The following is a 20670-nucleotide window of genomic DNA, read 5'->3' on the forward strand; positions in this document are numbered from 1 at the left end:
GGGCGGCCATCCCTCTTTTCCGGGGGAGGCCGGTCATGAAGCGACCGGAGGAGCGGGCGCCGTCTCCGAGCGACGCGGCGCGTCCCTCACCTGACCTAAGCTCAGGCGAGGGCCGACCTCGTTCGCGACCGGGAAAGGGACGAGTGTGGCCATGACCTCCTTCCGCCTTGGCCTCGTCGTCCTCCTGACCACCCTCGTCCTCGATCAGGCTTCCAAGCTCTGGCTCTATTTCGGCACCGACCTGGTGCTGACGCAGCCCTGGCACCTGACCGCCTTCGTGGATTTCGTCGTCGTGTGGAATCGCGGGATTTCCTACGGTCTGTTCCAGCAGGATGGCGGCCTGGGTCGCTGGATCCTGGTGGCAGTCTCCGTGGCGGCCTCGATCGGGATGATCGCCTGGATGCGCCGTGCCTCGTCGGCGCTCCTGGCCGCCGCCCTCGGCCTCATCGCGGGCGGGGCGATCGGCAACGCCATCGACCGTGCGGCCTACGGCGCGGTGTTCGACTTCGTCCATCTCCATGCAGGAGCATGGTCCTGGTACGTCTTCAACATCGCCGATGCGGCCATCGTCGCCGGTGTGGTCGGCCTCCTCATCGACAGCCTGATCCCGGTCCGGCGCCCTCGCGACGGGGCCTCGCCCGGCGAGGCCTGAAGATTCGCGTGGCTGTGTTCCGTAAACCACAATACGGATCCTAATCTCCGTGAGGCTGGTGCCCTGCGGTCAAGGCGCCATACGATCGCCTGAAACCGCCGTCAGGCCACGAGGGCAGGATCGGCATCGACCAACGAACGCCGGTGCCTTCCGGGCAGGCACGCATTCGAGCCGGCGCAATCTGCGAGCCGGCGTAATTTGGGGGCAGCATGATCGGGCATCGTGGGTTCATCCTGGGCCTTACCGGACTCCTCGCCGCTAGCGGCGCGCAGGCGCAGCAGGGCGTGTTCATGCGCGACACCCTGAGCAGCATGGGCCTGATCGAGGCCGATAAGCCGGCCATCACTTACCGTGAGCGGGCGCCCCTGGTGATGCCGCCCAAGCTCGACGGCAAGGCGCTGCCGCCGCCGCGCGCCGCCACCGCCACGCCGCAATGGCCCAAGGATCCCGAGATCGTCCAACGCGAGCGCGAACTCGCCGACGCGAGGAAGCCGATCTCCCGCGGGGCACAGGGGCGGATGGACGACAACAACATGACGCTCTCGCTCGACGAGATGCGCGGCGGTCGCCGTGCCGACGCGAGCGTGCGTACCGAGCCGGGTCGTCCCGAAAGCGACGGTGCTTCGTCTTCGATCTGGAGCCCCTTCGACATTTTCGGCAAGCGCGAGGAGAAGGCCGAGCCGATTCTCGTCGAGCCCGATCGCGATACGCTGACCGATCCGCCGAACGGATACCGCAAGGCTCCGAAGGCGGTCGCCCGGAACAACAGCGACCCGATCAACAATCCCTCGCGCGAGCGTGAAGAAGCCGATCCGGGTGCCTACATCCGGGGACGTTAGGCGCGTTCGAATCTCGGACCTGCTTGGTCCGGCTCTTCGAGAGGGCGAGGGTAACGCCCGGCCGGTGTCGGTACGGGATTTGCCCTGACTTCGTTCCTCGGGCTCACGGCATCCGAGGAGTGCGCAAGAGGCATTGCGCTCATGACGGGCGGTCACGTGTGGCCGACGTATCAAGGAAAAGACGATGCATCTGCTGCGGAAGGATACGCCCGGGTTCTCGCTCAACCGCCGCTACGGCCATGCGGGCCGGGCCGAGGCCGCGCCCTTCGGCCGGTCCGAGGCAGGTGGTCCCGAAGTCTCCGCCTTCGCCCTCGATAACGGCCTCGACGTCGTGGTGGTGCCCGATCACCGCGCCCCGGTGGTGACTCACATGGTGTGGTACCGCAACGGTTCTGCCGATGATCCGATCGGACAGTCCGGCATCGCGCATTTCCTCGAACACCTCATGTTCAAGGGCACCGAGAAGCACCCGGTCGGCGCGTTCTCGCAGGCCGTCTCCGGCCTCGGCGGGCAGGAGAACGCCTTCACCTCCTACGATTACACCGCCTATTTCCAGCGCGTCGCCCGCGACCATCTCAAGACCATGATGGAGTTCGAGGCCGACCGCATGACCGGTCTCGTCCTCGAAGATTCCGTCGTGGCGCCCGAGCGCGACGTGGTGCTGGAAGAGCGCCGCATGCGGGTCGAGACCGATCCGTCGGCGCAGCTCTCGGAGGCCATGGCTGCCTCGCTGTTCGTGCATCACCCCTACGGCACGCCGATCATCGGCTGGATGCACGAGATCGAGGATCTCAACCGCACCCACGCCCTGGATTACTACAACCGCTTCTACACCCCCGAGAACGCGATCCTCGTCGTCGCCGGCGATGTGACGCCCGATGAGGTCCGCCGCCTTGCCGACGATACCTACGGCCTCGTGACGCCGCGCGGATCGCGGCCGGTGCGGGTCCGCGCCAAGGAGCCGGAGCCCCGCGCCCTGCGCCGCCTCAGCGTCGCCGATCCGAAGGTGGAGCAGCCGACCCTGCAGCGCCTGTATCTCACCCCGTCCTGCATGACCGCCCGCGACGGCGAGTGCCATGCCCTGGAACTCCTGGCCGAGGTGATGGGCGGCGGCTCGACCTCGTTCCTCTACCGCAAGCTGGTGATGGAACTCGGCGTCGCCGTGAATGCCGGTGCCTGGTACATGGGCTCGGCCATCGATGACACCCGCTTCTCGGTCTACGCCATCCCGGCCGAGGGCGTCAGCCTGGAGCGGCTGGAGGAGGAGGTCGACCGCGTCCTGCGCCGCGTTCCCTCCGAAGCGCTGGGCCCGGAGGCGATCGAGCGGGCCAAGACCCGGCTCGTGGCCGAGACGGTCTATTCTTCCGACAGCCAATCCTCGCTGGCCCGAATCTACGGCTCGGCCCTCGCGATTGGCGAGAGCATCGAGGAGGTCCGTCGCTGGCCCTCGGATATCGAGGGGGTCACGCAGGCCCGGCTCGCCGCCGTCGCCGAGCGCTACCTGATCCCCGCCCGCTCCGTGACCGGATACCTGACGAAGACGCGCGATCCCGACGCCGCCGCTGCGTGAGGCGAGCCCTCGCGCGATCCCGCTGATGCCGGCCCGGGCGCCCAGAAAAAGAATGAGGTTCTCATGAACTCGGTCGAAGCCAATCTGGTCGATACCACCGCCCGCGGCGCGGACGCTCCCACGGTGGCGCTTCCGGTGGCCGCCGCCGCCGGGATCGAAGCCTGGCACGTGGAATCGCCCGTGGTGCCGATGATCGCCCTGGCATTCACCTTTGAGGGCGGTGCCGCGCAGGATCCCGAGGGCAAGGGCGGCGTCGCCCAGATGCTGGCCCGCCTCCTCGACGAGGGCGCAGGCGATCTCTCCTCCGACGCCTTCCAGGAGCGTCTGGCCGCGCGGGCCATCGAATTGTCGTTCCATGCCGGCGCCGATGCGGTCGGCGGCTCCCTGAAGATGCTGGTCAAGCACGCCGACGAGGCCATCGATCTCCTGGCCCTCGCGCTGGCCAAGCCGCGCTTCGATGCTGACGCCATCGAGCGGGTCCGTGCCCAGACCCTCGCCGGCCTGCGCTACCAGCAGAACGATCCGGGCGTGATGGCCTCACGCCGTTTCTTCGCCGAGGCCTATGCGGGCCATCCTTATGCCCGGCCGTCCTCCGGCACCCCGGAGAGCATCGCGGCCATCACCCGTGACGACCTCGTGGCGATGCATCGGCAACTCATCGGCCGGGGTGGACTTAAGGTGGCAGCCGTCGGCGCCATCGATTCCGACCGTCTGGCCGATGCCCTCAACCGCGCTTTCGGCGTCCTCGACGAGGCCGGACCGTTGAATGCCGTGCCGCAGACGCAGGTCGGCCAGCTCGGTCGCCGCGTCGTCGTCGATATCGACGTGCCGCAATCGGTCCTGCGCTTCGGCATGGGCGGCGTGCCGTGGAAGGACCCGGATTTCATCCCCGCCTATGTGCTCAACCATATTCTGGGCGGCGGCTCTTTCACTTCACGCCTGTTCCAGGAAGTGCGTGAGAAGCGGGGACTGGCCTATTCCGTGGGCACCTCCCTCGTCAGCCACCGCGCCAGCGCCATGACCTGGGGCTACACGGCCACCAAGAACGAGCGCGTCGGTGAAGCCCTGTCGGTGATCGGCGACGAGATCGGCCGGCTCATCAGCGACGGTCCGTCCGACGAAGAGCTACAGAAGGCCAAGGATTATCTCACCGGCTCCTATGCGCTCGGCTTCGACACCTCGACCAAGATCGCGCATCAGCTCGTGCAGATCTCCTTCGAAGGGCTGGGGATGGATTACTTCGCCCGCCGCAACGAAATGGTGACGAACGTAACCCAGGCGGATATCCGCCGCGCCGGCGCTCGCACCTTCGCCGACGGCAGGATGCTCGTTGTGGCGGCGGGGCGGCCCACCGATTTCCTGTAGGATTCGCATGCTTCGCGGCGTGTCGGCCGAGCTCCGGATCGGATGCCTTTCGCGCCCCACGCATCGGGGGACGTCACCGTCCTGCCAAGTCTACCTGATTCTGCCCGCCGTCGCGTCGGCACGACCGTTGCCAGGACCGATCACGTCCTGCATTCAGGACGGGTGATGGCCTTCGGGGCTTCGGGGAGAGTAGGGATGACGCGTTTCGTTCGAATTCTGCCGGGTCTGGCATTCGGCCTCATGGCCGGTCCCGCCCTGGCGCATACCGGGCAGGGCGATGCGTCGGGGCTCGCCCATGGCTTCCTCCATCCGCTCACCGGCCTCGACCATATGCTCGCCATGGTGGCGGTGGGCCTCGTCGCCGCGCAGGTCGGCGGCCGCGCGATCCTTCTCGTCCCGCTGTCGTTCATCGGCATGATGGTGGTGGGCGGCGCGCTCGGTGCGTCCGGTGTGGCGCTTCCGCATGTGGAGACCGCCATCGCCTTGTCCGTCGCCGTGCTCGGTGCCGCCGTCGCCCTGCGCCTGACGATGCCGGTCGCGGCCGCCATGGCGCTCGTGGGCGTCTTCGCGGTGTTCCACGGCCATGCCCACGGCGCCGAGATGCCGGAGGCGGCCTCGGGCCTCGCCTACGGCGCCGGCTTCGTCGCTGCCACCGCCCTGCTCCACGCCGTGGGTCTCGGCCTCGGCCTCGGCATGGGCCGCCTCGGTGAGCGGAATAGCCGTCCGGCTCTACGTGTCGCCGGCGCAGCCTTCGCGGCCGCCGGTCTCGGCCTCCTGGCCGGCGCTTTCTGAAAGCGTAGCCCTACAGCCTTCGCGCCAGGGCTTCGGCTTCGGCGCGGGCCTCGTCACGGGATTGCCGGTCGAGATCGGCTCCCATCAATCCCTTCTCGACCGCGATCTGGTGGACGTCGGTGATGCCGACCATGCGCAGCCAAGTGGCCATGTAGGTCGATTGGTGGTCGTAGATCTCGGCCGGGAAATCCGCGCCGATAGCGACGCCGCGCGCATTGATGACGACGGCCGTGGCATCGAGCATCCCGTTTTGGCCGCGCTCGTCGAAGGTGAAGAGAAGGTCTTTCTGGGAGACCAGATCAAACAAGTGCTTGAGCTTGTAGGGGATGGTGTAGTTCCACATCGGCACCGCGAACAGGATCAGGTCCGCCGCGCGAAACCTGTCCGCAAGGGCGCGGATCGCCACCCAGGCCTCCTCCTGTGCGGGGCTCAAGGTTTCGCCCGCCAGGGCCGCGTACTTGCCCGCCAGCGCTTCCCCGTCGAAGTCCGGAAGCGCCGTGTTCCAGACATCGAGCATGTCCACTTTGCCCTCTGGATGCGTCGCACGCTAGGCATCGAGGAAGGCGTGGGCGACCTCGATCGACGCCGAGCGTTCCTTGCGCGGTGACGCTTCGACGTAGAGCAGGTGGGGCATGCGGGAACTCCGATGGTCGGTGAGCGAGGGATCTATCACGCATTCCGCCCCGGCCTAGGGGCACGCTCCCTTCGCGGATGGTACGCAGGGGCATCGCATTCCGGCGTCGGATGACCCATGTCAGCTTACCCTCGTCATTCGAAGGACAGGCTGATGCACCTCACCGGACTTCATCACCTCACCGCCATCACCGCGCGGGCCGCCGACAATGCGGCCTTCTACACGCGGAGCCTCGGGCTGAGGCTCGTGAAGAAGACGGTGAATCAGGACGATGTCTCGGCCTACCACCTGTTCTACGCCGACGGCGTCGCCTCGCCCGGCACCGACATGACCTTCTTCGACTGGCCGGCGCCACCCGAGCGCCGGGGCACCGACAGCATCGTCCGGACGGCGTTCCGCGTCTCGGGGGAGGGCACGATCGCCTGGTGGCGCGAGCATCTCGCGCGAGACGGCGTGATCCACGAGGAGCCCGTCCTGCGCGACGGTCGCCTCACCCTGGATTTCGAGGATCGGGAAGGCCAGCGCCTGATGCTGGTGGATGACGGTGGCGCGGGAGATGCCCATCCCTGGCCCGCCAGCCCGGTGCCGGTAGAGCGGCAGATCCGCGGTCTGGGGCCGATCCGTCTGAGCCTTGCGCGGATCGAGGCGACCGAGGCGGTTCTGGCCGACGTGCTGGGGATGAGCCAATCCCGCACCTATGAATTGCCGGAAGGCGAAGTCCGCGTCTGGCAGATGGGGGACGGTGGCGCCGGTGCCGAGCTTCACCTCATCGCCCAACCCGACCTGCCGCCCGCGCGCCAGGGAGCGGGGGCGGTCCACCACGTCGCCTTCCGCGTCCCCGATGCGGACTACGCAGGTTGGGCCGACAGGCTGAAACAGCGCCGCATGCCTTCCAGCGGCCCGGTGGACCGCTACTATTTCAAAAGCCTGTACTTCCGCGAGCCCAACGGCATCCTGTTCGAGATCGCCACCGACGGTCCGGGCTTCACCGCCGACGAGCCGCTGGAGGCCCTGGGCGAGCGCCTGTCCTTGCCGCCCTTCCTCGAAGGACGCCGCGCCGAGATCGAAGCCGGGCTGAAGCCTCTTTAATTGAAGGACTATTACCCCGAACATGCACGGCATAAGACGAACCCCGACGCGGATCGGTTTCGGCTAGGAGGGTTCAACGAGAGTGGTCGCGGGTACTGCGTCATCGAACCCGCGACAGTTCAGAGGCCGAAGTGAGGTGAAGCTTTGGCGGTCCAAGGCGAACTGCTTAGGCAGATGACGGAAGCGGGGACGGCTGTCGATCGCCCGCGTCGCCGTCAATTTCCCTCAACCGGGTCACCAGCAATCACTTCGTCGGCGCTATGCTATTTGAGCGAAGCAACGAATAGATGGCCCTGCGCGGCTGCTGCATCCAGATTAACGAACGTCCATCCCGCTCGGCAATGATTCCCGCTTCGTTTAGATCAACTCTGTCGAGCGGATCGAACCAGCTCTGGCGGCTTACTGACGGATACATCATGCCGGTGAGCATGATCCTCCTTTCCCCGAACCGGCCGAGTCTGGAATGGGCGGCGGGATCCCAGCGGGAATAGCATCGGCCCGAAGTTTTAGTCTGTTTTATCGAATTAATTTTTATAAAGACAGTACTCGCCTGAAAAGACGATCGAATTAAGAAATATTTATCCCGTATTGGCGATAACGCACATCGGAGGCGAAACCTCCCGTCGGCAAGAGCAGTGAAAAGGCCTCCGACATTCTCCCATCCCATCGGAACTCAGGCTGAACGATGTTCAAGTTGTCGATCGCGAAGAAATTAGGGTTTTTCTCAGGCCTTGGCATTCTAATGGCGGTCGGATTGGTCGCCAACCAGTGGATGGGAAACCAGCGGATCACGAGCTCTATCGAAGCCCTTGGCCGAGAGCAGACGATCCTCGACGGCATCAAGAACGCACAACTCGCACAGTCCCGGATTCAGGTCGCCTTCCGCGACGTGCGCCTGTCCGAAACGGAAGAGGCCTACAAGGATGGCGTTAACCGAATTCGGACGAGCTTGGAGTCCGCCCATGAGGGACTCAAGACACCGATCCGTATCGCCCTGAAACCCGACGTCCTCAAGGATATCGATACTGCGCTGGCGCAGTTCACGGATCTCGTCCTCAAGTCGGCGTCCACCATCACGTACGATCAGGGTCGCAAGAGAACCGACGCGGCGGCCCTAGAGGCGGCGACGGCACAACGGGACATCGCCCGCGGGAAGGCCTTTGCCGCGATCGAGCAATCGCTTTCCAATGCGCAGCGCTTCGCGGACGAGGCGCGGCTGTCGTCGACCGCTGCCGTGGAAACCGCCACCCTCGTGGGTCTCGTGATCGGTGGCGTGGCGATCCTCCTTCAACTCGGTTCGGCCCTCTTCTCGATGGTCACTGTCGCCCGGCCGATCCGCGGAATGACGGGCGCGATGAACCGGCTAGCCGCAGGCGATGTCGAGGTCGCGATTCCGGACCGGACGCGCACGGACGAACTCGGCGCCATGGCGGAGGCGGTGCAGGTGTTCAAGGACGGCATGATCCGCAACCGCGCCCTCGAGACGGAAACCGAGCGCCTGCGCCTCGTCGCGGAGACGGAGCGCAAGTCCGGAATGCATAGCCTCGCCGACGAGTTCGAGGCAGCAGTCGGCGGGATCGTGAGCATGGTGTCCGCTGCGGCTACCGAAATGCAGGCTACCGCCTCGCAGCTGACGGCCTCCGCCGAGGAGACGTCGGCCCAGTCCAGCGCGGTCCTGGCTGCCGCCGAGGAAGCCTCGGCCAATGTCACCGCCGTGGCCGGTTCGGCCGAGCAGCTCGGCGCCTCGGTGGCGGAGATCGGTCGCCAGGTCGCACGTTCGGCGGACATGACCGCCGCCGCCGTCCGTGAGGCGGAGCAGACCGCACTGGCGGTGTCGGAACTTCGCGAGGTCGCCGCCAGCATCGGCGATGTCGTGAACCTCATCTCCAACCTCGCCGGTCAGACCAATCTCCTCGCTCTCAACGCGACGATCGAAGCTGCGCGGGCCGGAGAAGCGGGCCGGGGCTTCGCGGTGGTGGCCTCCGAGGTGAAGGAGCTCGCGAACCAGACCGCCAAGGCGACGACGGAAATCTCCGCGAAGATCGGGGCGATCCAATCCTCCACCCGCCAGGCAGCCAGCGCCATCGACGGGATCTCCTCGACCATCCACGGGATCGACGAGACGGCCGCCGCCATCTCCGCATCGGTCGCGCAGCAGGATTCCGCGACCCGGGAGATCGCGGGCTCGGTGGCACAAGCCTCGATCGGCACCGGCGAGGTCAGCGCCAACATCACCGGCGTTGCCCGTGCGGCGCAGGAGACCGGCGCCGGCGCCAGCCAAGTGTTCACCGCCTCGTCGGAACTCGCACGGCAAGCGGAGCGGCTGAGCGCGGAAGTGCAGAAGTTCCTGCATACGGTGCGCGCCGCCTGAACCGAGGGCCGATCGCCCTTCTCCGGTCGAGGACTATCAGCGCCGCCCGCCTCTCGATGAGGCGGGCGGCATGCGTCGCGATGCAGCCCGCCGCCTTGGGCGGACACTCTCCCTCCCCCCCGGTGAGGGCATGGGAGCCCCGCGAATGCCCCTTCCCACCCGCGTTCCCGCAAGATCCTGAGAAGGAATCGGGACGAGGTCGCATCGCCCGAGGCATCGCCGCCCTCAAGTAAGAGCAATTCCAGACAGTTGGCGGTTTCGCTGCCTGCGCGCCTGCTATGCCTTGACGGGCGTGCCGCAGGTGCGAGAAGACCCGGCTGAAGGCCGAGATTCGCAAGCGAAGTTTGAGACGGACCCGTCGATGAGCAAGTTCAACGAGGAGCGTGTACTGAGTGTCCATCACTGGACCGACACGCTGTTCTCCTTCCGCACCACCCGTGACCCCGCGTTCCGCTTCCGCAACGGCGAGTTCGTAATGATGGGAATCGAAGTCGAGGGCCGTCCGCTGCTGCGCGCCTACAGCGTAGTCTCGGCCAATTACGAGGAAGAACTCGAGTTCTTCTCGATCAAGGTCGAGAACGGCCCGCTGACCTCTCGGCTACAACACCTCAAGGTTGGGGACCCGATCATCGTCGGCAAGAAGCCCACCGGGACGCTGGTTCTCGATAATTTGATGCCGGGCAAGAACCTGTATCTCCTCGGCACCGGCACCGGCCTCGCGCCGTTCATGTCGATCATCAAGGACCCGGAGACCTACGAGCGCTTTGAGAAGGTTGTTCTCGTCCATGGTTGCCGACAGGTCTCGGAGCTCGCCTATGGCGAGACGATCACGCAGGACCTGCCCAACCACGAGTTCCTCGGCGAGGTCATCTCCGCCGGCCTGATCTATTACCCCACGGTCACCCGCGAGCCCTTCCGCAACCGCGGTCGGATCACCGACCTGATGACCTCCGGCAAGCTGTTCGAGGATATCGGCCTGCCGCCGATGTCGGTGGAGAACGACCGGTTCATGCTGTGCGGCTCGCCGGACATGATCCGCGACACCCGCGAGATGCTGACCAGCGGCGGTTACGTGGAAGGCAACCATGGTGAGGCCGGCCACTACGTCATCGAGAAGGCTTTCGTCGAGAAGTGACGTGCGCACCGTCTTCGTCGCCGGCGCCGGCACCGAGATCGGCAAGACCTACGTCACCGCGTCCCTGACGCGCGCCCTGCGCGCGCAGGGCTGCGCCGTTTCGACCCTGAAGCCTCTGGCGAGCGGTGTCCCGCCCTTCGGCGATCCGGCATTTCGTGAGAGCGACACGGCGATCCTGCTGGACGCACAGGGGATGCCGCTGACGGCCGAGACGGTGGAGGCCTGCTCGCCCTGGTGTTTTGCGGCGCCGCTCAGCCCCGATCTCGCCGCCGCCCGCGAAGGGAGGAGCCTGAGCCTTTTCGAGCTCGTGAGCTGGTGCGAGGCCCGGCTCCAGGGGGGCGCCCCGGAGGCGATCCTCTTCATCGAAGGCGTCGGCGGCCTGATGAGCCCGGTGACGTCGGAGGCGACGGGCCTCGACTGGCTCAAGGCCCTGGCCCTGCCGACGATCCTCGTCTCCGGCAGCTATCTCGGGGCGATCAGCCACGCGCTGACGGCGGCGGAGACCCTGCGCTGCCACGGCCAGCGGCTGCTTGCCGTCGTCGTTTGCGAAAGCCTCGGCGCTCCTACGTCGCCGGAGACGGTCGCCGACGCCATCGCCCGCCATGTGCCGGTTCCGGTCGTCTGCATCGCCCGCGACGGCGAGTGCCCGGAGGCTCTGGCGCGGCTGGTACGGGCCGGCTCGTTAAACCCTACCGCCTGACGACGGCGCCAGCGTTCCGGAAACGGCGAGTCTGTCTCGACCCGCCGGGGATTCGCCCAGGGACCGCGCACGATGTCGTCACTTGTGCGATGCGGGGCCATACACCATGGACGGCCCGTCCGTTACCCTTAGGTTCGATACACTCGGGTTCGATCCGGCGGATGCCAGCGTCTTCGGCTTGTCCGTGCAAGGAGTACTCCATTGGCCCACCAGGAAACGGCTCATGGAGCGCCGACGGACGCGCGCGTCGCGCCCCGTGCCAGTCTGCCCCTCCTCCTCGGAGCGCTCGGCATCGTCTACGGCGATATCGGAACGAGCCCCCTCTACGCGTTCAAGGAGGCCGTGCGGGCGGCGAGCGGAGGCGGCCCACCGGCCGCCATCGCGGTCGTCGGCGCGGTATCGCTCATCTTCTGGGCGCTGATCCTCATCGTCTCGCTGAAATACGCGGTGCTGATCCTGCGGGCCGACAACCGGGGGGAGGGCGGCATCGTCGCCATGCTGGCGCTGCTCGGCGCCCGCCATGCAAAGCCGGGCACGCGGCAGGCCGCGCTCCTCGTCGTCGGCCTCATCGGCGCGGCCCTGCTTTACGGAGACGGCGCGATCACCCCGGCAATCTCGGTGCTGAGCGCCGTGGAAGGCCTCAAGGTGGCGGCCCCCGGGCTCGATCATCTCGTCCTGCCGATCACGATCGCGATCCTGGTCGGGCTGTTCCTGGTCCAGAGCAAGGGCGTCGCCTTCATCGGCCGCATCTTCGGCCCGGTAATGGTGGTGTGGTTCATCGTCCTCGCGTTGCTGGGCCTCGGCGGCATCTGGCATGCGCCTCAGATCCTCGGCGCTCTCAACCCCTGGCGCGCGGTGGATTTCCTCGTCCATGCGGGCTGGCATGTCAGCTTCGCCATGCTGGGCGCGGCCTTTCTCGCCGTCACTGGCGGCGAGGCGATGTATGCCGATCTCGGCCATTTCGGCGCCAGACCCATCCGCATCGCCTGGTTCGGTCTCGTCCTGCCGGCCCTCGTCATCCATTATTTCGGCCAGGGCGGGCTTCTGCTGGTGGAGCCCGACGCGATCGAGAACCCGTTCTACCGCCTGAGCCCGGACTGGGCCTATTATCCGCTGATCGCGCTGGCGACGCTGGCCACCGTCATCGCCTCGCAGGCCATCGTCTCGGGCGTGTTCTCGCTCACCCAGCAATCGATCCAGCTCGGATTCCTGCCGCCCATGCGGGTGATCCACACGGCACGCGAGGAGCGCGGGCAGATCTACGTCCCGGTGATCAATTGGCTGATGGCGGCCGCGACCCTCACGGCCGTCCTCACCTTCGGCTCATCCGACAAGCTGGCCGGCGCCTACGGCATCGCCGTGTCGTCGCTCATGGCGATCACCACCCTGCTCGCCGCCCTGGTGGCGTTGAAATGGGGCTACAACCCCGTCGCGGTCTTCGCCGTCAACGGCTTCTTCCTCGCCATCGACCTCGTCTTCCTCGGTGCCAATAGCGTGAAGCTGTTCGAGGGCGGCTGGTTTCCCCTGGTGCTGGCCGGCTTCGTCGCCTTCCTGATGCTGACCTGGCGCAAGGGAAACATCCTGGTGGAGGAGGCCCGCGCGACGTTGCGGCAGCCCGAGGCGGAGTTCATCGAGCAGCTGCGCCGCAAGCCGCCGATCACCCTGCCGGGCAACGCGGCCTTCCTGTCCTCGGCCACGAGCGGGATTCCACTCCACCTGTCGCGCTTCGTCGAGCGTAGCCATGCCCTGCACAAGCGCATCCTGCTCGTCACTGCGCTCTACGAGGAGGCGCCGAGCGTGCCGCGGACCGAGCGCGCCGAGGTGACCGAGATCACCCCGGATATCTTCCGCCTCGTCCTGCATTACGGCTTCATGGAGGACGCCTCGATTCCCGACGGGCTGCGATGCGCCGTCGAATGCGGGACCCTGCCGAAGGAGTTCCTCGACGACCTGACGATCTTCATCGGCCACGAGACCATCATCCCGAAGAGCGACCAGCGCGGCATGGCGACATGGCGTGAGACCATCTTCGCCTTCCTCCTGCGCAACGCCGAGGCCACCGGCGCGCAGTTCTGCATCCCCACCCGCCAACTCGTGGAAGTGGGCACCGAAATCGAGATCTGACTATTCGGCGTCGGGGCTGCGCGGCATCCGCGCCGCCACGCATTCGCGCATGGCATCCTCGATCTTCGCCGCCTTGGCGTTGCCGTAGGCGGCGACGTCATCGATGCATTTCAGGAAGTACCCGGCGGTGAAGCTTTCGCTGATGCTGTTGAACGACTTGCCGAGACGTGAGGCGATCTGCATCCGGTCCATGGCCGTGCCCTTGGTCCATTCCGTCAGCGGGTCGTTCATCGACAAAGCCTGCGCCGGGGCGGAAACCAGGAGTGCCATCGCCACGAGGACGGCACGGGCAACTGTCTCGTCGAACATCTCGCATCCTCCCATCGGTTGTACCGGCTGAACACCGTGCTTTCGACGCCGGTTTTTCGGGGCAGTTAGCGAAATTTTCTTGTTCAGGCAATAATCTCAAGTCATGCGCTCAAGCTCAAACAGGTTTGTTTATAAGTACTTATTATATAATCTGCTTTGCTCCTCCGATATCCTCCGCCTGCGCTGGCCGCTGCTGAAGCGTTGCCGCCAATCCGGTCCTCCCCACGCCACCCTCACGTGAGTTACCCCCGCCGCCCTTGCATCCTGCCTCACGGCACCGCACAGACCAGATGGCGTTCTTCTCATCTATCCAGCCGGTCGCAGGACCATCTTCCATGACCGATGTCTCACCCGCCCTGGCCTTGCGTCTGCGTCAGCAGGCCCTGCTCTCGGATTTCGGCGTCGAGGCCCTGCGTGCCACCGAGCTGTTGCCCTTGCTGCATCGCGCCGTCGAGCTCTGCGCGGAAGGCATGAAGGCCGAGTTCTGCAAGGCTCTGGAATATTCCAGAGAGCAGGATTGCCTGCTGATCTGCGCCGGTGTCGGCTGGAAGGACGATGTCGTCGGCAAGGCCATCATAGGGGCCGATCTGGCATCCCCGGCGGGTTACGCCTTGAAGACCGGCCAGCCGGTCATCTCCAATCATCTTCAGGTCGAGACCCGGTTTCGCACGCCGCAGATCATGGCCGATCACGGCATCAAGCGGGCCATCAACGTGCTCATCGCCAACCGCGACGGGCATTATGGGGTGCTCGAAGTGGACGACACCCGCGAGGGCAAGTTCGAGGAGGCGGACATCGCCTTCATGCAGGGCTTCGCCAATCTTCTCGGCGGCGCCATCGAGCGTCAGCGCGGCGAGGCGCGGCTGAAGGCGGCCCTGGAACGGCAGGACCTCCTGTCCCGCGAGATGAGCCACCGGGTCAAGAACAGCCTCGCGGTGGTCGCCGGGTTCCTGGCCCTGCAGGCTCGCGGCTCGGACGACGAGAAGGTGAAGGAAGCCCTGGTCGATGCGCGCACCCGCGTCGAGGCCGTGGCCGCGGTTCACGATCAGCTATGGCGCCAGCCGACCCTCGGCGCCATCGATGTCTCGGGCTTCCTGGAAGCGCTCTGCGGCAAGCTTCAGGAGAGCGCCCGGCGCAACGTCATTCGCTGCGAGGCGGTCCGTCTCGACATTCCGGCCGATCTCGCGATTCCGCTCGGGCTCTTCGTCAACGAGCTCGTCACCAACGCGATCAAATACGCCTATCCCGACGGCGAGGGCGAAATCCGGGTCACCGCCCGTCCGCATGAGGAGGGGGGCCTCGTCATCGGCGTCGCCGACGATGGCGCCGGTCTGCCGGACGGGTTCGACCCGACCCAGGCCCGGAGCGCGAGCCTCGGCATGCGCATCATCAACAATCTCGGCCGCCAACTCGGCGGTCCGCTCACCGTGGCGCCCGATGTGAAGGGCGCGCATTTCTCCCTCAGGATGGTCCTACCATCATAGGGTACGCGAGCGACGCTTACCCACCATAGCCCCGTCACGAGCGATCGTGACGGGGCATCGGAGGCAAGTCGTCTGAAGGCAGGTGGTCCCCGGACGGTTTTCCGAGGAGGTCTTTCCCGAGTACGGGCCGGAAGGCTCCCGTCTTCACACCAGTCCGAGCTTCTGGGCGAGGCCGATGCGCTGGAGCTTACCGGTCGCGCCTTTGGGGATCTCCTCGAGGAAGATGATCTTGGCCGGCACCTTGAACGGGGCGAGGCGCTCCGAGGCGAAGCCGCGCAGCTCCTTCTCCGACAGGACGTCATGGCCCTCGCGCAGGACGATGGCGGCGACCACGTCCTCGCCGAGCTTGTCGTGCGGCATCGCGAAGGTGATGCATTGCGACACGGCCGGGTGGTCCATCAGGATCTCGTCCACCTCGCGCGGGGAGATCTTCTCGCCGCCGCGATTGATGATCTCCTTCAGGCGTCCGGTGATCGAGAGATATCCCTCCGGCGAGAGGGTGCCCTGGTCGCCGGTGCGGAACCAGCCCTGCTTGGTGAAGGCGTCGGCATTGGCCTTCTCGTTGTTCTCGTAGCCCGCCATCACGTTGTCGCCGCGGATCACGATCTCGCCGGTCTCGCCGGCGGGCAGCGGCTCGCCATCCTCGTCGACGATGGCGATCTCGGGGCCGGCGGCGATGCCCACGGAGCCGGCATAATGCGGCCGGGGCGGCAGCGGGTTCGAGGCCATCTGGTGGGCGGCCTCGGTCATGCCGTAGGCTTCCAGTAGCGGCGCGCCGAACACGTCCTCGATCTCCTTCATCACCTGCGGCGGCATCGAGGAGGAGGAGGAGCGGATGAAGCGCAGCGGGTTGGCCGCGATGATTTCCTTGTTGCGAGCCGCGCGACCGAGGATCGCCTGGTGCATCGTCGGCACCGCCGTGTACCAGGTCGGGCGGACCTCACTCATCCAGCCGAAGAACTTCAGGGCGTTGAAGCCCGGGGTGCAGCACACCTGACCTCCGGCCGAGAGTGGCGCCAGGATGCCGGCGATCAGGCCGTGGATGTGGAACAGCGGCATGATGTTGAGCCCGCGATCCTCGGCCGTGAAGGCGAGGGTGGTGCGGATGTTGCGGGCCGAGGCGCAGACGTTCGACTGTTTCAGCGGGACGATCTTCGGGCGCGACGTGGTGCCCGACGTGTGGAGCACGAGGCCGATATCGTCGGGATGGGCCGGGCCGCCATTGGCGGCCGGCGTCACGGTTCCGGCGGGGAAGGCAAGAGTGAAGCTGCCCGCGCCCTGTTCAGGCGTCGGGGTGAGACGCACCACCGGCACACCGAGCTTCTCGGCCACCGCGACAGCCGGGCTCTGCGAGCCTTCCGCCGCCACCAGCAGCTTGGCGTTGAGATCGGTCAGGTAGAACTCGAACTCGTCGGCCTTGTAGGCAGGGTTCAGCGGCGCCGAGGTGGTGCCCGCCGCGATGGCGATGAAGGCGGCGGCCATTTCCGGGCCGTTGTCGAGCACGATGGCGACCCGGTCGCCACGGCCGATGCCCTGCGCGTTGAGAGAAGCGATCGTTCTCTCCGTGAGCGCCCGCAGGGCTCCGAAAGTCAGGGGAACGCCGCCGGGGCTCGACAGGGCGGTGGCCTCGTCGGCGCCCGCCTGGATCAGCGCGTGCAGGGTGGTTGCGGTCTCGGCCATGGTAGCTGTGTCCTCATCGTCAGTTGCCTTCGGGGAGGAGAAGGCGGTCCGCCGCATGGGGAGCGGCACATGTTCACGCGGATCGGCGGTCGCGGGCGACCGCCGGGGAAACGGTGGTCAGGCCGTCGCGATGGACAGGCGCCCCTGCGCCCGTTCGAGGCTCTGGGACAGCAGCCGCATCAGGGCATAGACGGTGCCGATATGCGGGGTCGGGGTGTCGGTGAGACGACCGAGTTCGATGATCGAGCCGACGAGGGCTTCGAGTTCGATCGGCCGCCCGGCCTCCACGTCCTGCAGCATCGAGGTCTTGTGCGCGCCGACCTTCTCGGCCCCGGCGATGCGCCGCTCGATCCCGAGCTTGAAGGTGATGCCGAGCTTGTTCGCGATGGTCTCCGCCTCGCGCATCATGTCGGCGGCGAGCGCCCGCGTCTCCGGGAACTGGCAGATATCCACCAGGGTCGCGTGCGAGAGCGCCGAGATCGGGTTGAAGCTGAGATTGCCCCAGAGCTTGAGCCAGATCTCCGCGCGGATGTCGCTGGTGACGGGCGCGCGGAAGCCCGCCTTGATCAGGAGCTGAGCCAGGGCCTGGACCCGCGGGCTCATGGAGCCGTCGAGTTCGCCGAGACCGAAACGGTGGCCCTCGATCACCTGGACCACGCCGGGCTCGGTGAGGACGGCCGCCGGATAGACCACCGAGCCGATCACATGCTTCGGGTCGAGATATTCGGCGATGAGCCGGCCCGGATCGGCGGTTTCCAAATGCGTCCCGGCGAGTTCGCCGCCATGGCCACCCGAAAAATACCACCACGGGATGCCGTTCTGCATGGTCACGACGATGGTATCGGGGCCGATGAGGTGGTGCAGATCGGCCGCGATCGGCCCGACCTGATGCGCCTTCACGGTGAGGAGCACCACGTCGTGGACGCCGGCCTCCTCCATGGACTTGGTGGCCTTGAGGTTCTTCACGTGGATCTCGGAGCCGTTCTCCTCGATCAGGCGCATGCCGTTGGAGCGGATGGCATCGAGATTGGCCCCGCGTGCGATGAAGGTGACGTCCTCGCCGATATTCGCGAGGCGAACCCCCAGAAATCCGCCGATGGCGCCTGCGCCGACGATCACGATGCTCATGCTGGTATCCTCATTGTCTGGATGTCGTGTCGGTCTGGTCTGTGCGGCTCAGGAGAAGCGGTTCGACAGGATTCCGATCCCCTCGATCTCCACCTCGACCGTGGCGCCTTTCGGGATCGGGCCGGAACCGTTGGAGGTGCCGCAGGCGATGACGTCGCCGGGCTCCAGTGTCATGCCCCGCGAGATCATGGCGACGATCTCGTGCGGGCGGAAGATCATGTCGGAGAGGGGATAGGTCTGGCGCTCGCGCCCGTTCACCCGCACCTTCACCGAAAGCGCCGCGGGGTCGAGATCGGTGGCGATGGCCGGGCCGAAGGGACCGAACCCGTCCAGTCCCTTGGAGCGCGTCCATTGGGCGAAGCTCGGATCGGCCTTCAGGATCTCCAGCGCGGTCACGTCGTTCACGCAGGTATAACCGAAGATGTGGTCGGCCGCCTCGTCCGGTGTGAGGTCGCGCGCGCTCCGCCCCGCGACCTTGCCGATGACGATGCCGAGCTCGCCCTCGAACAGGATACGATCGGCGCAATCCGGCACCGCGATCTCGGCGCCGCTCGGGCGATAGGTGTTGGCCGGCTTCAGCAGGAACAGCGGAGCGACCGGAGGGGTCAGCCCCTGTTTCTCGGCCATGGCGGAGAAGTTGTTCCACAGGGCGATGACCTTGCTCGGCCGGCAGGGCAGGTCGAGGACCACCTCGGCGAGAGGCAGGACCTCTCCCGTGGCCCGGGGCGCGTCGAACAGGTCGCCCTCGTGGACAGTGACTTGCTCTCCGTCGAGGCGGCCGAAACCGGCGCGTCCGTCGTGAAGATATCCGATCCAGCGGGCCATGGTTCAGATGCTCCGGGCAACGATACGGGCACGCCAGGGCTTGAGCACACCGATGGCGAGGAGGGATGCGAGGATGTTGGCGCCTGCGGCGACGAGGAAGACGCCGTCCCAGCTGTTGGTGGCCTGCTGGAGGTAGTTGGCGACCGGGACCAGGAGGGCGGCGGTGCCCTTGGCGGTATAGAGCAGGCCGGCATTGGTGGCGGCGAACTTGGTGCCGAACGTGTCCGTGCAGGTGGAGGGGAAGAGGGAGTAGATCTCGCCCCAGGCGAAGAACACGAAGCCGGAGAGCAGGACGAACCACAGCGGGTCGTGGCCCCAGAGGTAGAGCATGTAGATGCCGAAGCCTTCCATGGCGAAGGCGATGAACATGGTGTTCTCGCGGCCGATCTTGTCGGAGACCCATCCGAAGAACGGGCGGGTCAGGCCGTTGAGCACGCGGTCGATGGTGGCCGCGAAGGTGATGGCCACCATGGTGATGCCCATGATGGTGACGGGCACCTTGTCGACGCCGATATCGGAGGCGATGGGCTTGAGGTTGGCGGTGATCATCAGGCCGCCGGCGCCGACGATGACGAACATGAAGTACATGAGCCAGAAGATCGGCTGGCGGGCGACTTCGCCGGGGGTGTAGTTGCGCCGGGTCTGGATGATGTTGGCGTTGGCCACGACCTCCGGCACCTGGCCCTTCTTGGGCGAGGTGAAGAAGAAGGCGAGCGCGCAGACGACGAGGCCCTGGCCGATGCCGAAGTTGAAGAAGGCGGCCTGGAAGCCGTGGTCGGCGATCATCCACTGGATCGGGGCGACGGTCAGCGCCGAGCCGGCGCCGAAGCCGGCGGCGATGATGCCGGCGGCCAGGCCCCGCTTGTCGGGGAACCACTTCAGGGCCGAGCCGACGCAGGTGCCGTAGACGGCGCCGGCGCCGATGCCGGCCACGACCTGGCCGAGATAGAACATGTTGAGCGAGGCGGCGTAGGAGTTGATGACCCAGCCGATGCCGCAGAGCGCGCCGCCGAACAGCACGACCACGCGCGGGCCGTACTTGTCCACGAACCAGCCCTCGATCGGGACCAGCCAGGTCTCGAACAGCACGAACAGGGTGAAGGCCCACTGGATCGCCGCCCGGTCGAAGCCGAACTTCTTCTGGATGTCGGGGACGAAGAACGTCCAGCCGTATTGCAGGTTGGCGATCATCACCATGCAGATCACGCCGATCACAAGCTGACCCCAGCGCCCGAAAGGCGGTGCGGACACCGTGCCCAGGGTCGGATGGGTGGTCCCGCCCGAACGTGGGATGGCGGCGCGAACGGTCATGACCGTCTTCCTCGGTGTCTCATCTGTTGTTTGCCGAGTTCTAGCCGGGAATATTTTGAATTCAAGAAACTTTGCTGGCAATGGCGTCGCAAGCCGAAACAAAAAATTTGGATCACGCGTATAAAAAATTCAAACTCTTGCTGCGGAGGCCTTTAACTTCACGTCAGTGCTCAGCTGCGGAGTTCCTCGCCCGGATCAGTCGGGAATCGTACAATTCCACGGCCTCGAATCGGAACATTTCAGCAATTGTTATCGTTCGGCTTTCGACTTCGCGGTGCCCGGCGCATGCCGCGTCCCGGCCTCCCCGAGCGATCATGAGGATCATTTCGATGAGCAGCACCACCGACAAGATCAAGGGTCTCGCCAACGAAGCCGTCGGCAACATCAAGCAGGGTGTCGGCTCGGCCACGGGCAACGAGAAGCTGCAGGCCGAAGGCAAAGCACAGGAACTGAAGGGTGAGGCCCAGAAGACCGTGGGCGACGCCAAGGACGGAATCAAGGGCGCGGCTCAGAGCGCTGCCGACGCCGTCAAGAAGATCTGACGATCCGGCCCGATGGCCAGTCCGGTGAGGGGAGTATCTCTCCCCTCACCGTAGATCGACGTCCATGCGACGTCCGGCTGAGACAGAATCAAAGCCCGAATAACGATTCCGAGAGCCTGG

General features: G+C 66.2%; 19 protein-coding genes and 1 pseudogene. 12 read left to right on the plus strand and 8 right to left on the minus strand.

Going from position 1 to position 20670, the window contains the following annotated elements; translation table 11 throughout:
- Positions 1-151 precede the first annotated feature (151 nt).
- The 5 genes from lspA to ACYQML_RS05385 all read left to right on the plus strand — a co-directional run bounded on the left by lspA (position 152) and on the right by ACYQML_RS05385 (position 5218).
- The gene (gene lspA, locus ACYQML_RS05365) at positions 152-652 is read left to right on the plus strand and encodes a signal peptidase II (protein ID WP_056423178.1); all 501 of its coding nucleotides are present in this window, start codon (positions 152-154) and stop codon (positions 650-652) included.
- A 209-nt stretch (positions 653-861) separates the two neighbouring features.
- Positions 862-1491 carry a hypothetical protein gene (locus tag ACYQML_RS05370; RefSeq protein WP_207413047.1) on the plus strand — a complete coding sequence of 210 codons (630 nt, stop codon included), beginning with the start codon at positions 862-864 and terminating at the stop codon, positions 1489-1491.
- A gap of 184 nt (positions 1492-1675) precedes the next feature.
- Complete coding sequence (locus ACYQML_RS05375; protein ID WP_056423183.1) at positions 1676-3061, plus strand: M16 family metallopeptidase; 1386 nt, start codon at positions 1676-1678, stop codon at positions 3059-3061.
- Between the two features lie 63 nt (positions 3062-3124).
- The gene (locus ACYQML_RS05380; RefSeq protein ID WP_419953245.1) at positions 3125-4426 is read left to right on the plus strand and encodes a M16 family metallopeptidase; all 1302 of its coding nucleotides are present in this window, start codon (positions 3125-3127) and stop codon (positions 4424-4426) included.
- 195 nt (positions 4427-4621) lie between these two features.
- On the plus strand, positions 4622-5218 hold the full coding sequence (locus ACYQML_RS05385) for a HupE/UreJ family protein (protein ID WP_461234935.1): 597 nt from the start codon (positions 4622-4624) through the stop codon (positions 5216-5218).
- A 10-nt stretch (positions 5219-5228) separates the two neighbouring features.
- Here ACYQML_RS05385 and ACYQML_RS05390 read toward each other — a convergent pair.
- Both ACYQML_RS05390 and ACYQML_RS05395 read right to left on the minus strand, forming a co-directional pair.
- Positions 5229-5750: pseudogene (locus ACYQML_RS05390) on the minus strand (FMN-dependent NADH-azoreductase); the annotation flags it as partial.
- Positions 5751-5765: 15 nt separating this feature from the next.
- Positions 5766-5891, minus strand: coding sequence for a hypothetical protein (locus ACYQML_RS05395; protein WP_461234936.1), 126 nt, complete (start codon positions 5889-5891; stop codon positions 5766-5768).
- Positions 5892-6005: 114 nt separating this feature from the next.
- Here ACYQML_RS05395 and ACYQML_RS05400 point away from each other — a divergent pair, with 114 nt between their 5' ends.
- Positions 6006-6941 (plus strand): ring-cleaving dioxygenase, encoded by a 936-nt coding sequence (locus ACYQML_RS05400; protein WP_461235676.1) that lies wholly within the window; start codon positions 6006-6008, stop codon positions 6939-6941.
- Positions 6942-7185: 244 nt separating this feature from the next.
- On the opposite strand, the gene ACYQML_RS05405 is transcribed toward ACYQML_RS05400, so the two are convergent.
- On the minus strand, positions 7186-7371 hold the full coding sequence (locus ACYQML_RS05405) for a hypothetical protein (protein ID WP_461234937.1): 186 nt from the start codon (positions 7369-7371) through the stop codon (positions 7186-7188).
- A gap of 312 nt (positions 7372-7683) precedes the next feature.
- Here ACYQML_RS05405 and ACYQML_RS05410 point away from each other — a divergent pair, with 312 nt between their 5' ends.
- The 4 genes from ACYQML_RS05410 (at position 7684) to ACYQML_RS05425 (ending at position 13271) form a co-directional block, all read left to right on the plus strand.
- The gene (locus ACYQML_RS05410) at positions 7684-9312 is read left to right on the plus strand and encodes a methyl-accepting chemotaxis protein (protein ID WP_461234938.1); all 1629 of its coding nucleotides are present in this window, start codon (positions 7684-7686) and stop codon (positions 9310-9312) included.
- A gap of 361 nt (positions 9313-9673) precedes the next feature.
- The gene (locus ACYQML_RS05415; RefSeq protein ID WP_056454539.1) at positions 9674-10447 is read left to right on the plus strand and encodes a ferredoxin--NADP reductase; all 774 of its coding nucleotides are present in this window, start codon (positions 9674-9676) and stop codon (positions 10445-10447) included.
- Position 10448: 1 nt separating this feature from the next.
- On the plus strand, positions 10449-11147 hold the full coding sequence (gene bioD / locus ACYQML_RS05420; RefSeq protein ID WP_461234939.1) for a dethiobiotin synthase: 699 nt from the start codon (positions 10449-10451) through the stop codon (positions 11145-11147).
- 264 nt (positions 11148-11411) lie between these two features.
- Positions 11412-13271: a potassium transporter Kup gene (locus ACYQML_RS05425; RefSeq protein WP_156467876.1), complete on the plus strand. Its 1860-nt coding sequence runs from the start codon at positions 11412-11414 to the stop codon at positions 13269-13271.
- On the opposite strand, the gene ACYQML_RS05430 is transcribed toward ACYQML_RS05425, so the two are convergent.
- Complete coding sequence (locus ACYQML_RS05430; protein WP_461234940.1) at positions 13272-13580, minus strand: hypothetical protein; 309 nt, start codon at positions 13578-13580, stop codon at positions 13272-13274.
- Positions 13581-13915: 335 nt separating this feature from the next.
- Between ACYQML_RS05430 and ACYQML_RS05435 the strand changes: the two genes are divergently transcribed.
- Entirely contained in the window at positions 13916-15064 is a 1149-nt protein-coding gene (locus ACYQML_RS05435; protein WP_056430889.1) for a sensor histidine kinase, read from the plus strand.
- A 144-nt stretch (positions 15065-15208) separates the two neighbouring features.
- On the opposite strand, the gene ACYQML_RS05440 is transcribed toward ACYQML_RS05435, so the two are convergent.
- From ACYQML_RS05440 to oxlT, 4 genes are all read right to left on the minus strand, one after another.
- Positions 15209-16744 (minus strand): acyl--CoA ligase, encoded by a 1536-nt coding sequence (locus ACYQML_RS05440; protein ID WP_461234941.1) that lies wholly within the window; start codon positions 16742-16744, stop codon positions 15209-15211.
- Positions 16745-16861: 117 nt separating this feature from the next.
- Positions 16862-17872: a ketopantoate reductase family protein gene (locus tag ACYQML_RS05445; RefSeq protein ID WP_461234942.1), complete on the minus strand. Its 1011-nt coding sequence runs from the start codon at positions 17870-17872 to the stop codon at positions 16862-16864.
- 48 nt (positions 17873-17920) lie between these two features.
- Positions 17921-18697, minus strand: coding sequence for a fumarylacetoacetate hydrolase family protein (locus ACYQML_RS05450; RefSeq protein ID WP_461234943.1), 777 nt, complete (start codon positions 18695-18697; stop codon positions 17921-17923).
- A 3-nt stretch (positions 18698-18700) separates the two neighbouring features.
- The gene (gene oxlT, locus ACYQML_RS05455; RefSeq protein WP_461234944.1) at positions 18701-20008 is read right to left on the minus strand and encodes an oxalate/formate MFS antiporter; all 1308 of its coding nucleotides are present in this window, start codon (positions 20006-20008) and stop codon (positions 18701-18703) included.
- 329 nt (positions 20009-20337) lie between these two features.
- Between oxlT and ACYQML_RS05460 the strand changes: the two genes are divergently transcribed.
- Positions 20338-20550 (plus strand): CsbD family protein, encoded by a 213-nt coding sequence (locus tag ACYQML_RS05460; RefSeq protein WP_056251411.1) that lies wholly within the window; start codon positions 20338-20340, stop codon positions 20548-20550.
- Positions 20551-20670: the final 120 nt, after the last annotated feature.

The sequence above is a fragment of the Methylobacterium sp. CM6244 genome (assembly GCF_054817885.1).